Source organism: Pseudodesulfovibrio senegalensis (assembly GCF_008830225.1).
Taxonomy (GTDB): domain Bacteria; phylum Desulfobacterota; class Desulfovibrionia; order Desulfovibrionales; family Desulfovibrionaceae; genus Pseudodesulfovibrio; species Pseudodesulfovibrio senegalensis.
Window position 1 is genome coordinate 67,538 of the sequence record NZ_WAIE01000009.1, and the last position, 14,591, is coordinate 82,128.

At 59.3% G+C, this 14,591-nt stretch carries 13 protein-coding genes; 8 read left to right on the plus strand and 5 right to left on the minus strand.

Going from position 1 to position 14,591, the window contains the following annotated elements:
• Positions 1-141 precede the first annotated feature (141 nt).
• From F8A88_RS14920 to F8A88_RS14930, 3 genes are all read left to right on the plus strand, one after another.
• Positions 142-2,097 (plus strand): OPT family oligopeptide transporter, encoded by a 1,956-nt coding sequence (locus tag F8A88_RS14920; protein WP_151151977.1) that lies wholly within the window; start codon positions 142-144, stop codon positions 2,095-2,097.
• A gap of 567 nt (positions 2,098-2,664) precedes the next feature.
• A complete protein-coding gene (locus F8A88_RS14925; protein WP_151151978.1) occupies positions 2,665-3,687 on the plus strand; it encodes a HipA domain-containing protein in 1,023 nt (340 codons plus the stop codon).
• The gene (locus tag F8A88_RS14930; protein ID WP_151151979.1) at positions 3,638-4,381 is read left to right on the plus strand and encodes an HIRAN domain-containing protein; all 744 of its coding nucleotides are present in this window, start codon (positions 3,638-3,640) and stop codon (positions 4,379-4,381) included. Before F8A88_RS14925 ends, F8A88_RS14930 begins: the two co-directional genes overlap by 50 nt.
• 526 nt (positions 4,382-4,907) lie before the next feature.
• Here F8A88_RS14930 and F8A88_RS14935 read toward each other — a convergent pair.
• From F8A88_RS14935 to F8A88_RS14955, 5 genes are all read right to left on the minus strand, one after another.
• Positions 4,908-6,176, minus strand: a complete 1,269-nt coding sequence (locus F8A88_RS14935) for a transcription antitermination factor NusB (RefSeq protein ID WP_151151980.1) — start codon at positions 6,174-6,176, stop codon at positions 4,908-4,910.
• A gap of 190 nt (positions 6,177-6,366) precedes the next feature.
• Positions 6,367-7,194 (minus strand): DUF116 domain-containing protein, encoded by an 828-nt coding sequence (locus F8A88_RS14940; protein ID WP_151151981.1) that lies wholly within the window; start codon positions 7,192-7,194, stop codon positions 6,367-6,369.
• Between the two features lie 139 nt (positions 7,195-7,333).
• Entirely contained in the window at positions 7,334-9,358 is a 2,025-nt protein-coding gene (locus tag F8A88_RS14945) for a methyl-accepting chemotaxis protein (RefSeq protein WP_151151982.1), read from the minus strand.
• 86 nt (positions 9,359-9,444) lie between these two features.
• A complete protein-coding gene (locus F8A88_RS14950) occupies positions 9,445-10,158 on the minus strand; it encodes a M48 family metallopeptidase (protein ID WP_151151983.1) in 714 nt (237 codons plus the stop codon).
• A gap of 7 nt (positions 10,159-10,165) precedes the next feature.
• Positions 10,166-10,597: a 2-thiouracil desulfurase family protein gene (locus F8A88_RS14955; RefSeq protein WP_151151984.1), complete on the minus strand. Its 432-nt coding sequence runs from the start codon at positions 10,595-10,597 to the stop codon at positions 10,166-10,168.
• 96 nt (positions 10,598-10,693) lie between these two features.
• Between F8A88_RS14955 and F8A88_RS14960 the strand changes: the two genes are divergently transcribed.
• The 5 genes from F8A88_RS14960 (at position 10,694) to F8A88_RS14980 (ending at position 14,576) form a co-directional block, all read left to right on the plus strand.
• Positions 10,694-11,851, plus strand: coding sequence for an MFS transporter (locus F8A88_RS14960; protein WP_151151985.1), 1,158 nt, complete (start codon positions 10,694-10,696; stop codon positions 11,849-11,851).
• 77 nt (positions 11,852-11,928) lie between these two features.
• Positions 11,929-12,498 carry a chemotaxis protein CheD gene (locus F8A88_RS14965; protein ID WP_241667488.1) on the plus strand — a complete coding sequence of 190 codons (570 nt, stop codon included), beginning with the start codon at positions 11,929-11,931 and terminating at the stop codon, positions 12,496-12,498.
• Entirely contained in the window at positions 12,495-13,289 is a 795-nt protein-coding gene (budA, locus tag F8A88_RS14970) for an acetolactate decarboxylase (RefSeq protein WP_151151986.1), read from the plus strand. The genes F8A88_RS14965 and budA overlap by 4 nt, the downstream gene beginning before the upstream one ends.
• A gap of 16 nt (positions 13,290-13,305) precedes the next feature.
• Positions 13,306-13,620: an Hpt domain-containing protein gene (locus F8A88_RS14975; RefSeq protein WP_151151987.1), complete on the plus strand. Its 315-nt coding sequence runs from the start codon at positions 13,306-13,308 to the stop codon at positions 13,618-13,620.
• Positions 13,617-14,576 carry a glycosyltransferase gene (locus tag F8A88_RS14980; protein ID WP_151151988.1) on the plus strand — a complete coding sequence of 320 codons (960 nt, stop codon included), beginning with the start codon at positions 13,617-13,619 and terminating at the stop codon, positions 14,574-14,576. The genes F8A88_RS14975 and F8A88_RS14980 overlap by 4 nt, the downstream gene beginning before the upstream one ends.
• Positions 14,577-14,591: the final 15 nt, after the last annotated feature.

Consider the following 14,591-nt stretch of genomic DNA (forward strand, 5'->3'; position numbering starts at 1 on the left):
ACACCGACACAACAAACCTGACCACGCCCATCGCGAAGCGATCGCCAAAGAGTTTCGGGAAGGGGGATGGGGGTCCGGGGGAAGGGGGAAACCCCTTTGCAAAGGGGTTTCCCCCTTCCCCCGGCAACCAAAGGCCGAACCATGTACGACGACAAGGAACTGAAAGAATATCGCGACCTGATGAAGCCGCCGGAGCACTTCGAGGAAGGCTTCGACTGGAAGACCGTCATCGGGGCCATCTTCATCGGTTTCCTGATGATGCCGGGCAGCATGTATCTGCAGCTGGTCATCGGTCAGGGCATCGGTCCTGCCGCACGCTGGGTGACCATCATCCTGTTCGCGGAGATCGCCAAGCGCTCGTACTCGGAGCTCAAGCAACAGGAAATTTTCCTGCTCTATTACATGGCCGGGGCCGCGCTGGCGTCGCCGTTCCAGGGGCTTTTGTGGAACCAGTACCTTGTGCAGTCGGACGCGGCGCGCATGCTCGGGCTGACCGAGTTCATTCCGCATTGGGTGGCGCCCGGGCTGGATTCGGCCGCCTATCTGGAACGCACGTTCATGCACCGGGATTGGCTGATCCCCATTCTGCTGCTGGTGGGCGCGCAGCTGGTGCAGCGCATCGACCATTTCGGGCTGGGCTACAGCCTGTATCGCCTGACCTCGGACGTGGAAAAGCTGCCGTTCCCCATGGCTCCGGTGGGCGCGCTGGGCACCATGGCCCTGGCCGAATCCACGGACGAACGCAAGTCCGGCTGGAAATGGCGCGTGTTCTCCATCGGCGGCATGATCGGGCTGGCCTTCGGATTTTTCTATGTGCTGCTGCCCGCGCTATCGGGGCTGCTGTTTCAGGAGCCGATACGGCTCATTCCCATACCGTGGATCGAGCTGACCCGGCATACCGAGGATGTTCTCCCGGCCGTGGCCACGGGCTTCCAGTTCGACCTCGGGTTGGTGTTCATCGGCATGGTGCTGCCGTTCTGGGCGGTCATCGGCGGGCTCGTGGGGCTGATCATCACCATCATCGCCAACCCCATTCTGTATACCCACGGCGTGCTGCACCGCTGGCATCCGGGCATGGAAACCGTGGAAACCGTGTTTGCCAACAATTTCGATTTTTACATGAGCTTCGGCATCGGGCTGGGGCTGGGTATCGCCATCATCGGTGTGTGGTACGTGGTCAAATCCCTGCGATCGGCCTCGGGCGGCATGGATTTTTCCGTGCTGCTCAAGACCAACAAGAACCGGGGCGACATCAATATCTGGGTCTCGCTGGGCATCTACGTGGCCTCCACGCTGGCCTACATCCTCATGTGCGTGTGGCTGGTGCCGTCGTTTCCGTGGATATTCTTCGTGCTCTACGGCTTCATCTACACCCCGGTGGTCTCGTATATCACCGCGCGCATGGAGGGCGTGGCCGGGCAGTTCATCAGCCTGCCCATGGTGCGCGAATTCTCGTTTATCGCCGGGGCAAAATTTTTCGGCTATCAGGGCATCGAGATATGGTACGCGCCCATTCCCATTCACAACTACGGCGAGGCCACGGTGCAGTTCCGGCAGATCGAGCTGACCGGCACCAGCCTGCGCGGCATCATCAAGGCCGAGATGATCGTGTTCCCGGTGGTCATGATCGCTTCGCTGCTGTTCTCGCAATTCTTGTGGCGGCTGGCCCCGATTCCCTCGCCGCAATATCCGTTTGCGCAGGAACTCTGGCACTTGCAGGCCCTGAACACCCTGCTCATGCAGACGTCCACGCTGGAAGGAAATTCCCTGTTTTTCGAGGCGCTTTCCGGCCCCATTGTCTGCGCGGGCATCGGGCTGGGGCTGGTCATGTATACCACGCTCAACCTGCTGGGCATGCCCGTATTGCTGGTCTATGGCGTGGTGCGCGGATTGGGCCAATCCACCCCGCACGGGCTGGTGCTGGAGGTGCTGGGCGCGCTGCTGGGCCGTTTCTATTTCCTGAAAAAATACGGCGCGCAATGGCGGCACTATGCCCCGGTGCTGCTGGCCGGATTCTCCTGCGGCATGGGCCTGACCGGCATGTTCGCCATGGGCTGCACCCTGATCATGAAATCATTGGGCAGGCTGGCCTACTGACCGCACAAGGCCCCCTTGCCCGCGCCCGCGAATTCGGAATACCCCTCTCGCCCAGAGGGTATAAAAAATTGGCCCGCCCACTGGCCGCAACCCGCATTGTCAAAATTTTTGAACCGAAACGGTTGAGTGTAGACCGCACAGAGAAAGAAAAAGAAGACATTTAAAACATTGAAATATAATGATATAAAATTTATTTTCGCACTTGGTCAAAACATGGCACACCAGTTGCTATAAAGAAAGTATCCTTCTTCTTTTGTAACGAGAATCAACAGGCTCCACGGGGTTGTCCCGCTGGGGCCTTCTCGTTATTGGGCGGGGGCGGATTGAGGGCGAAGGTCGGGGGATACCGGCCTCTCACGCCGGCAACAGGGGTTCAAACCCCCTTGGGGACGCCATAAGATTTCAACGGGTTACGGTTTTCGCCGTAGCCCGTTTTTTCGTTGGACACACTTTTGGATACACTTGTCGCAGAAAACCTGCATCGTTCCAGCGCGTTGATGGACAATTGCCAACCATCTGTTCTACAAGAAGGTTAATTTATTGACTTGTAAATTATAGCATCACTTCATGCAGGTAGTAATGTTCTCTCTCCGACGCCAAGACACATACCCGATCATCGGAATCACCAAGAATCAGTGGGATTTGGAGCCTCAAGGAACTCTTGATAAGTTTTGGGTGGAGGATAACAAGGACGGCAAACGGTATCTTTTTAAAGCGGGACGACCCCACACATGCCAAAACACGGCCGAAATGGTCGCTTCCAAAATTTGTGAGACTCTTGGCATCCCCCATGCCTATTATGATTTTTCCATCTCTGATGGAACTCAGGGAGTTATTTCTTCATCTTTCCTTCTGAATGGAGGGAAGGAAGGTCGCCTAATATTTGGTAATGAGCTGTTAGAAAAAGCGTACGACGATTACGATGCGACAAAAAGGTACAAGCTAAAAGCATATACCCTTAGACGGACAGCCGCATTTTTCTCCGCGATTTCGCGCCCCAACGACTCTTTTCCCCTGTATCCGTGTAACCCGAATGACCCGTCGTACAGGGCAATAATCGATGAAGAATTAACCGCATCGGATATGTTTTTAAGCTACCTGATGCTAGACGCCTTAATAGGCAACTTGGATAGGCATCACGAAAATTGGGGACTTATAGTAGATACCGACAAAAACATGTGGCTTGCTCCGACATATGATCATGCCTCAAGCCTTGGGCACAACTTACTAGACCATGACAGAGAAGGTAGACTTGTCACAAAAGACTCCAGAAGATCAGTCGAAGCTTTCGTTAAAAGGGCCAAGTCGGCGTTTTATGAACAAGGCAAACGTTGCCCCTCGCTCTGCTGCTTCTGCCTCGCAGCCGCCCGATTAGGGCCAGAAAGAGCCAATTATTGGCGAAATAAATTGGAACTGCTTACAGACGATGAACTTGACTTGATACTACGACGAGTGCCATCTGAATTTGCTAGCGACATAAGCCTTCATTTCATGTATGAAATGATAAAGTGTAACAAAAAAAGGATTCTGGAAGTAGAGTATGGGAACCGGAAAGAAGCTATTTGTTGCAGTCAAGGATGTCCCAAGTAATGCTTGGATTCCTGTAGGAACTTTGTCTTTCTCTGATGGTGCATACAAATTTCAGTATACTAAGGGAGTCCAAAGAATCGCGGATTTTGTCCCCTTTGGAAGGATGCGAGATATCTCCAAAGAATATTTTTCCAATGAACTCTTTGCCCTGTTTAAGAACAGAATCCTTACCCCTTCTAGATCCGACTACGATCAATACCTAGCTTGGCTAAATCTTGAAAAAGAAAATGCTGACGAACTAAGTATTCTGGCCATTTCTGGAGGGGAAAGGCGTACTGACAACATTGAGATTTTCCCGATGCCCACCATGCAAGATGGGCGTTATTGCTACGACTTCTTCTCCCATGGCATCAGGCACATGTGTGATGGCTGCCAAGATAGAATAAATGCTTTAAAAGCAGGAGACAGACTATTCCTCTGCGCAGACAAGCAAAACCTTTTTCATTCTGAGGCGTGGATGTTGCGTACTGATACGCCGAAGGCTCTTGTTGGATATTTGCCCCGTTTCTTCTCTCATGATTTATCTACTCTTTTCGAACTAATTAGCAATCCTGATGATATCAGCATTCGCGTCGTTCAAGTAAACGAAGGCGCACCAATTCAATTCAAATTATTATGCAGGTTGGAAGCACCTTGGCCCGAAGGCTTTAAGCCACTTTCTAGTAAAGATTTTTTACCATACCAAGCCAGTTAAAAAATACAGGGGGAACTCCAGATTGGAACTTCCCCTTTTTTTGCGTGACCTTTTAGCTGATTTTTTTGTGCTTTGAAGGTGATCACCTTCGCAGACTTTCGATTATGCATGACTGTGTTCAACGCCTTACGTGTCTTCTTCGTCCCGAGGGAATGCGGGTACCGTTCCGTCGTCGTCGCATTTTTATGCCTAAGGACGGTCTGAACGCCGTTAGGGGGCGTATAAGTAGCCTCGGTTTTTCGGACCACTGAGCAGCGTTTTTACGGTAGATAGTATAACAGGCTACGATGTTTGACAGGCCCAACGGTCCCCTCCTGCCGCGCCAAAGGCGCGAGAAATGGATTCCCAAGGCCGTGGCCTTGGGCCGCCGGAGGCAAAATCCAGATTGCCTGGAAAGGCACCTGCGGCGTTGCTGCAAAAAACACCGAAACTCACGTAGGGTTGCTACGCATCGTTCCGGTGTTTTTTTGCGCCTTGCATCCGGCGCTTCCCAAGCCGTCTGTTGTGGCTCGAAATGTTTTTCCCTCTACACCCGCACCAGCGCGGCCCAGAAGAACTCGTTGAGCGGCGAGCTTGCGGGCGTGTGCCACGTGGTCACGGTCGTGGCCGAGGGATTGGCCTTGAGCAGCCGTTCCAGCTGGTGCTCGTTTTCGTCCGGGTTGAGCGTGCAGGTGATCATGGCCAGCAGGGAGCCGGGCTTGAGGGTCTGCATGGCGCGGTTCAGGATGGCGGCCTGCAGTTGTTCGAGGTCCGCGAGGTCGTGCTTGGTGCGCCGCCATTTGGTGTCCGGCCTGCGCGAGAGCACGCCGAGGCCGGAGCAGGGCAGGTCCAGCAGCATGGTGCCCACATTTTGTACCGGCGGTTCACGGTCGGCCCGGGCCGCGAACACCGGCACCTTGGGCAGTTCGCGGTGCAGGGCGCGCAGTCGGCCCATGTGCGGATCGCTGGCAAAGATGTCGTCGATGCCCAGTTCCTTGAGCACCCGGCTTTTGCCGCCTCGGCCGGAGCAGGCGTCCCACACGGGTGTGGGCCATGATTGGGGGTCGAGCATGTCCACCACCTGCCGGGCCGCAAAGCTCTGGCGCGTCAGCGGCGGGTCGGCCTTGGGCAGCCTGGTGCCGGGCCGCAGGGCAAAGCTCATGCCGTCGATGTCCAGCACGTCCGGGTTGGCGGCCAGTTCATTGTAGAAAACGTCCGCGTCCGGGTGGCGGTAGAGGTTCAGGCCGATGGCCGGGGCACTGGCCTGCGCCTTGAGCAGGTGCAGGGTGTCCTGCTCGCCGTATGCCCGCTGCCAGAGTTCGATGATCCATTCCGGACAGGAATAATAGCGGCTCAGAAATTCGGTTTGCGTGGCGTCCTTGCGGTACCAGTCCGGGTCGGCGGCGTCGTCGCCCAGCTCGGAAATGCGCCGCAGCACCGCATTGAACAGCCCGGCAAGGCGCGCCTTGGGCTTGGTCTTGGCGAAATCCACGGCCCAGTTCACCGTGGAATAGGCCGGGATGCGCTCCAGATGCAGCAGTTCGTAGGCGGCCACCCCCAGCGCCAGCCGCATCTTGGGCGGCAGTCGGGTGGGGTCCTTGATGAAGCGGGAGAGCACGTATTCCAGCCTGCCGCGCATGCGCAGGTAGCCGTAGGCCAGTTCCGTGGCCAGCCCCTTGTCGCGCGGGTCCAGCTCGCGCGTGCGCAGGGCCGTGTCCAGTGCGGCCTGTATGTCCGTGTCGTTTCCGAGGCAGCGGTGCAGGGCTTCGAGCGCGGCTGTTCGCGCCGGAGGCAGGGGCGCGGCGTTGGTTTTCATTGTGGGCTCCTTGTAGCCATGGCGCGGACGGAAGGGGAAATGATTTGTGGTGTCCGGAACCATGGTTGCGCCGGACGGTTTCCGGCGGTGTAATGTTCTGCTCGCTTCAGGGCGGGCCCGGTAGCTTGGAGCATAGGAGTGTTTTGCGCAATGCGCAAGAACGGGGTGTGTCGGTTCGACGGCGTTCGGGCTACAGCTTGGTGGCCTGCCCGGTGCCGATGGCCTTGCCCCGTGCGTCCGGGGCGTGGTCCTTGTCCAGAAAGCGGAGCAGGGCCGCTTCAACGTTCGGCAGGGCCACGGTGGTGTCGAGGCACGGCCCGTGCGGGCGTTGGTTCATCACCCCGAAGACCGGCAGGGGATAGGTGTCCTGAATGCCGCTGGAAAGGTCGCGGTGGCAGGCCACGGCAATGATCAGCTTGGGCCGCAGCTGCACCACGATGCGCCGGGCAATGGTGCCGCCCGTAGCTATTGCCAGATGCACGCCGTATTTGTCGTGCAGGTCCAGCAGGCCCGCAATGGGGCATTTGCCGCAACGCACGCAGTTGTTGATGTCGTAGGTCAGCCTGCGGTCGCATTTGCTGTTTTGCAGGCAGTGCGGCATGAGCAGCAGGATTTTGTTCGGGGGGTAGGTTCCGGCCTCGGCCAGTACCAGCTCGTTGTTCACGCTGATGAACGAGAGCATGATGGCTTTTTTGTCGATGCCCAGCGCGCGTCCCAGCATGACCATGAGCGGCAGGAACAGCTTGATGGTCAGCCCGCGGAAACGCCGCGAACCGGGGATGGGCCGCTTGAGCACGATGTTCAGGAACAGACCCCAGTAGGCCCAGCACACAAGCCCGCCGAGGCCGAGCACGAGGATGCCCAGAATCCATTTGGCGCTGGGATGAATGGCGTCCAATCCAACATATGGAATGACCCAGAGGAGCACCAGAAGGATACAGACCAGAAAGCATGACGCGCTGATCAGGCCTATGAAGAGACGCTTGCGGGAGGGTTCGGCAATGTGTGGTTCGTTCATGGTCGGGGCCGATAGTAAACGGATAGGGAGTGGCCGTCCAGTCTGGCGGGGTATAATGTTTCGTTTGGATGTGTTGCCCGGGGCACGGAAAAAAGCGGCGGGGCAGGAATGAAGCCTCCTGACCCGCCGTGCGGTGTTGTCAGAACCTGTCGAATTCCTCATGGTCCATGGGCGGAGACCCCGTGTCGTCGGTTTCTTCGGATTGCAGGGCCTGCGGCTGGTCGTTCGGCAAAGCATTCGCGGCACAGGCAAATTCGGCGTTTTCGTCGAGCGTGAAAAAGCGCGTCACTTCCTCGAGCCGTTCGGCCAGTTCCGTGAGCTGGTCCGCTGCCGAGGCCATGGATTCCGACCCGGCCGCGCTTTGCTGCATGACCTGATCAAGGCTGCTCATGGCGCTCTTGATCTGCTCGGCCCCGTTGCGTTGTTCCTCGCTGGAGGCGGTGATTTCCTGCACCAGTTCGGCGGTCTTGCGGATGGAGGGCACGATGTCGCGGATGATGGTGCCCGCGCGTTCGGCAACGGCCAGGCTGGCATTGGACACTTCCCCGATCTCGTTGGCCGCTTCGCCGCTGCGCTCCGCGAGCTTGCGCACCTCGGCCGCCACCACGGCGAATCCCTTGCCGTGTTCCCCGGCCCGCGCCGCCTCGATGGCCGCGTTCAGGGCCAGCAGATTGGTCTGCCGCGCGATCTCTTCGATGATGCGGATTTTTTCGGCAATGGTCTTCATGGCTTCCACGGTTTCGGTGACCGCTTCGCCGCCCTCGTTGGCCTGGCTGGCCGTTTTGCTGGCGATGTCGTCGGTGGCCTGCGCGTTTCTGGTGTTGTCCACGATGGTCTGGGCCATCTGCTCCACCGAGGCGTTCACCTGCCGCAGGGTGGAGGATTGGGCCGTGACCGTGCTGGCGATGTCCATGGACGAGCCGCTGAGTTCCTTGCTGCCCGAGTGTACCTTGTGCGAGGCGTCCTTGACCTCGCTGACCACAGAACACAGCCGCGAGGCCATGCTGCGCAGGGCGTCGGCCAGTTCGCCCACTTCGTCCTTTGCCGTGTGGGCGATGGTTGCGGTGAGATCTCCCCGGGAGAGCCGGGTGGCGAACTGTACGCCCTTGCCCATGGGGATCAGGATGAAGCGGTTCATGGCCCATGCGCCGATGCCGAGCACCAGCAGCACGAAGATGCCCAGCGAACTGCCGAGGATTACCTTGACCCCGTTGATAAGGGCTGTCGGGCCGGTGATGTCCATGCTCAGGGCGATGACGCCGACCTGTTCACCCTTGTAGTCCTCGACCGGAAATGTTGTCAGGGCCGTGCCGTCGTTGATGCGCACGGTGCGTCCGGAGGCTCCCTTTTCCAGCATGTCCGTGGAGGGCAGTTTTTCCCTGTCCGTGCCTTCCATGCCGGAGATGAGCACGAATTTGTCGTCCAGCACCGGATATTCGGACGGGTCCTGCAATTTGGTGGTTACCGGCAGGATGGACGCGTTCATGAACACGTTCATGGTGATGCTGTCGTCTTTTTCCAGCGATTGCAGGGCAGCGTTGAATCCGGTGAGCACTTCCACGGAACCCAGCTGCTTGCCGCCGTCCATGACCGGTGCCAGCCCGCGGATGGTGAACCCGCCGCGTCCCGGTTCGATGCCCATGAGCGGGGACCCGGAGGCGTTGATGTCCAGAACCGTGCGCCTGAAGGATGAAAGGTCGTCGGAAACGTCCACCCACTGACCGTTTTTCTTGGCCTGCTTGTCGCGCCAGAGCCGCACGAGGCTGCGGCCGTTGGGCAGGTGGTAATGCAGCCGGAACGCGCTGCCCATGGTTTGCTTGTAGCCGTCGAGCACGGTTTTCAGGTCCACGCGGATGGCCTCGCGCGCGGCCTGCGCTTCGGGTGATGCCGGATCGTCCATGTTGCCCTCATGGGCTATCCGGTAGGCCTCGATGACTCCCGGCATCCTGCTGAACAGCACGGCTTGCTGCAACGCTCCCTGCTCGGCCATGTTCAGGGCCTGTTCCACTTCGGACATGTGCGTGTCCACCAGCATGTCAACGAATTCATTCTCCATCTCGGCAAGCTGCGAGTTCAATATCGCGTAGCCGCCGAATCCGAAAATAAGAAACAGGACAATGAACGGAATCAGTATCTTGCCCTTGATGCTCGAAAGAAAACGCATAACGACCTCCGGGAATAATTTGGGCAAACCATATCAAATAAAACCGATGAGGGTATGATTATCAGTCAGGAAAGCGGAGGGGGGGCTCAGGGCATCCAGTCCGGAACCAGCGACAGGGCCGAGCCCAGGCGTTTTTCGAGATGGCGGCATTGTGGCTGGAACTGGCGCACAAGCTGCCAGTATTGCGGCGAATGATTCATGTGGCGGGTGTGGCAGAGCTCGTGGATCATCAGGTGCTCCACCAGCTCGGGCGGCAAAAAGAGCAGTTTGCAGTTGAGGCTGATGGTTTTGCGGGCCGAACAGCTGCCCCAACGGCTTTTCTGGGTGCGGATGCGCACGCTTTCAAAGGGCAGGCCCAGCCGTTCGGAAACAGCGTGCAGCAGGGGCGGCAGGTGTTCTTTTGCCTGCCGGGCCACGAATCGGGCCAACGCTTCCTGCACCGCGTACGGGTCATGCTGCGGGCCGCTGACGATGAGCCGTGTTGCGTTGGTGGTCAGGCGCAGATTGCCGGGCTTGGGCAGGTACAGCACCTGCCACTGTCTTTCCATCACAGGGAAATCCAGCGTGTCCGGCAGTTCGGCGCTGCGAGAAAAGCGCACGCCTTCGGCCTCCATGCGTTCACGGGTCCGGACGATCCAGTTCTGCTTTTCCGCCAGTATGGACGTCACCTGAGAGGTGTCGAAGCCTTGGGGAACGACCACCACCAGACCCGTGCGCGGCACCAGCTTGATCAGCACGCGCCGGGCGCGCGGGTTCTCGCGTATGGTCAGGGGCAGGTCGTGCACGGGGCGGCGTTTCATGTGCGGATCAGTCCAGATCGTCGGGGTTCACGAGTTCCAGACCGTTGTCGCGGCACAGGGCAGCGAACCTGCCGAAACCGGGGATGAGGGTGCCGCTGAACGTGCCGTCGTAGACCGTGCCTGCGCCGCAGGACGGGGAGCGGGGCTGCAGCACCGCACGGGTGCAGCCCGCGAGTTTGGCCAGCCGCAGACATTCGCGGGCGCCTTGTTCGTATTCGCCGGTCACGTCCTGCCCGTCCTTGGTCATGACCCGGCCGTCCACGATCTCCGCGGGCGTTCTGGGCGTGGGCAGGCCGCCCACCTGTTCCGGACACACCGGCAGGGCCAGCCCGGCCCGGACCAGTTCCATGACCGCAGGATGTTCGGTGCAGTTGCCGTCGTATCGGCAGGGAACGCCCGCAAGGCAGGCGCTGACCACGGTCCTTTTTGCTGTAGACATTGTTATTGCTCGCTATTAGGTTCTTTGCTTTCTGATCGCGCTTGACGCGAGGCATCCTATTCATCCTTTTCTCGAACCGCAATATCGGAGATATGCATGTTTGCCGGAAGCAACAGGCGCGAGATGTACATATTCCTGCTGGTGCTGACCATATCCAGCACTGTGGCCTTTCAGGGCTGGCGCACGCTTTTGAACAATTTTGCCGTGGAAGTGGGCGGGCTTTCCGGGTTCGACATGGGCATCGTGCAGTCCGTGCGCGAAGTGCCGGGGTTCCTGTGCCTGCTGGCCGTGTATCTGCTCCTGTTCATCCGCGAACACAGGCTGGCTGCGGTTTCGGTCATGGTGCTCGGGGCCGGGGTCTGCGCCACGGGATTGTTCCCCTCGGTATACGGCGTGGCCTTCACCACCATGATCATGAGTTTCGGCTTCCATTATTACGAAACCATGAACCAGTCCCTGACATTGCAGTATTTCGACCACGCGCAGGCGCCGCTGGTGCTGGGGCGCATGCGCAGCGTCATGGGCGCCACCAACGTGGGTGTGGGCGCGGTCCTGTTTCTGACCGCCCGGTATCTGGGCTACAGCCAGATGTTCGCGGCCGTGGGCGCGGTGGCCGTGTGCGGCGGCCTGTGGGCGTTTTTTCGCGATCCCTCCAAAACCGACATCGCGCCCCAGAACAAGAAGATGGTCCTTTATCGCAAGTATTGGCTCTACTATGCGCTGACCTTCCTGGCGGGTGCGCGGCGGCAGGTGTTCGTGGCCTTTGCCGTGTTTCTGCTGGTGCAGCGCTTCGGCTATTCCGTGGAGTCCGTGACCCTGCTGTTCGTGCTCAACAACGTGATCAATTATTTCGTGAATCCGGTCATCGCCCGCGCCCTGAACCGCTTTGGCGAGCGGCGCATGCTCAGTCTGGAGTACGCCAGCCTGACCCTCATCTTCATCACCTATGCCTACACGCAGAGCGCGCTGGTGGTCGGATTGCTGTACGTGGCGGACAACGTGTTCTTCAATTTCGGCATGGGCATTCGCACCTATTTTCAGAAGATCGCCGATCCCGGGGACATTGCCTCGGGCATGGCCGTGGGCTTCACCATCAACCACATTGCGGCCGTGGTGGTGCCCTTTGTTGGCGGCGTGGCCTGGCTTGCCAACTACCGTGTGGTTTTTCTGGGAGCCGCGGCCCTGAGCATTGTCTCGCTGCTGCTTTCCCAGCTGGTGCGAACTGCACCGTCCAAAGCTGTCGTACGGGATTGACTTGATGTTCCCGGCATGGGAAAATCAGCGGTCTGATCAATGGTGCCAGTATACGTGGAGAGAATGGGGGAGTTCAAGTGACGGCAAGCAACATGATGAAGGAGTATCCGAGAATATTTCTTCAGACGGGCGACTGTTTCCTGGCCGTGCAGCCGACGCTGGTGACCACGGTTCTGGGGTCGTGCGTGGCCATCACCATGACCAGCAGGGAACGGGGCGTGGGCGCCATCTGCCATGCTTTCCTGCCGGACAGCAAGGAAAGCAAGAAAGATCAGCGCGACCCCCAGCCGTGCCGTTTCGTGAACACGGCCATCGAGAACATGCTGCAGGGCATGACCAAGCTGGGCGTTTCCATACCGGATCTGCAGGTCAAGCTTTTTGGCGGGGCCTCGGGCATTGCTGCGCAACGAGTTGAGGGCAGCACCTACAACGTGGGCAGGCGCAACGTGGAAGCCGCCCGCAGGATACTGGGCAACTGGGGCCTTTCCATCAGTACCGAGGACGTGGCCGGCAGTCAGGGACGCAAGCTGCATTTTCTTTCCAATACCGGGGAAATATGGATGAAGCGGCTGACCGGGCAGGCCATGCGCGGTCTGGTCTCCAACAGCAACGGTTCGGAAATTTCAAAGGCAAGGAAGCTGGCATGAAGCAGAGAGCGGTATCATGGTCTTTTTCGGTTTGGTTGCTGTTGGTTCTGGTGTTTGCCGCCATGCCGGTGCGGGCCGGGGAGCGTCTGTTTCAGTATTCCACCATCGACGCATTGTTGGCGGGCGTGTATGACGGCGAGCTGACCATGGGCGAGCTGCTGAAGCACGGCGGGTTCGGGTTGGGAACGTTCAATACGCTGGACGGCGAGATGGTGGTCGTGGACGGCGTTGCCTACCATGTGACCGCAGGCGGCAAGGCCGTGCCCGCGCCTCGGGACGCCAAAACCCCGTTTGCCTCGGTCACGGATTTTGACGAGGACACCATACTCAAGCTGGCCCCGGCCCCGAACATGAAGGCCTTCAACGCCCAGCTGGTCAAGGGCTTGCCCTCTGCCAACGCCTTTTACGCCATCCGCATCGACGGGCGTTTTCCCTGGGTCAAGACCCGGGCCATTCCCGGCCAGACCAAGCCCTACCGCCCTTTGGCCGAGCTGGTGAAAGAGCAGGTCATCGTCAAGTATACCAATGTGGAAGGGACGCTGGTGGGCCTGTGGTCGCCCGCGTTCGTCAAGGGCGTGAACGTACCGGGATTCCACTGGCATTTTCTGAACAGGGAGCGCACCGCGGGCGGCCATGTGCTGGATTGCGCCGTGGACTCGGTGGTGGCCAAGGTGGACCAGCTGCTGGAATTCACGGTCAAATTACCCGCTGCGGGCGCATTCGCCGGAACCGACCTGACCCCGGACCGCAGTTCCGAACTGGAGTCCGTGGAAAAGGGTCCGGCACAATAAACGAGCTGGAGCTGTCGTGAAAGACAAGTACGTCATCGTCGTGGACCCGGTCATCGCTCCGATCATGCCCCGGTACATGGAGCTGCGCGAGCAGGAACATCAGGACCTGATGCAGGCGCTGGCCTCGGGCGATCCCCAACAGGTGGCCCTGCTCGGGCATCGGCTCAAGGGGACCGGGGCGTCCTACGGCATGGACATGCTCACTGAACTGGGAACCCAGCTGGAGCAGGCCGGACAGACCGCGGATCTGCAGACCGCCGAAGTCGTGGCCCGGCGCATCCGCATGTTTCTGGACCGCATCGAGCTCGTCTATCCGGAGGGCGCACCGTGAACGTGCTCATGCTGGCCGTCAACGACCCGGCCGGAACCGGCATCCAGTTCTGCCGCGCCGTGAACGCCCACACGGACCACGTCTGCCGTCTGGTCACGCTGGAAACCCGCTACACCCACGCATGGCAAGCCGACCTGCACGTGCCCGATCTGGACGAGGCGGGCATCGAGGAGCTGGGGGACCTGCTCCGAACCTCGGACATTCTGCATTTTCACATGACCGCGGACGAGCATGTTCGCTTTGGCCCGTATCTTCCTGCCGACTTTCTGTCCGGCAAGGCCGTGGTGCATCATCATCACGGCCATCATGATTTCCGTTCCGCCCCGGACAGCTTTCGCGAGAAATACAGGCGGCTCGGCCGCGAAAACCTTTTGGTCAGTACGCCGGATCTGCTCAGGCTGCTGCCCGAGGCCCGCTGGCAGCCCAACCTCGTGCCCCTGAACGACACCGCGTTGTTGCCGCGTACGGACAGGCCCGGTCCGGAAGCGCCGTTGCGGGTAGCCCATTCCCCCACCCGCAAGGACCTCAAGAATACCGATGAATTTCTCCGGGTGGTCGAAGCCCTGCGTTCGGAGGGCGTGGCCCTTGAGCTTGATCTCATGGACGACGTGCCCAATGCCGAATGCCTTGCGCGCAAGGCCCGCTGCCATGTGTTGTTCGACCACATGCAGGGCTATTACGGGGTCAGCAGCCTCGAAGGCCTGAGTCAGGGATTGGCCGTGATCGCCGGGCTGGACGAATGGAACCGAAGCCATATCATGGCTTTCACGGGTGCGCCCGCATTGCCGTGGCTCGTGGCCCGGAACGAGGAATCCCTGCTTGGCCTGCTGCGCGATCTGGCCCGGGACCGCGACCTGTGTGACCGCTGCGGCCGCGAATCGCGGGCGTTCATGGAAACGTATTGGTCCGATGAGCGCATGGCCCGCAATCTGGTTTCGTTTTGGGAAAAGTGCTGACACATCTTTGCCTTT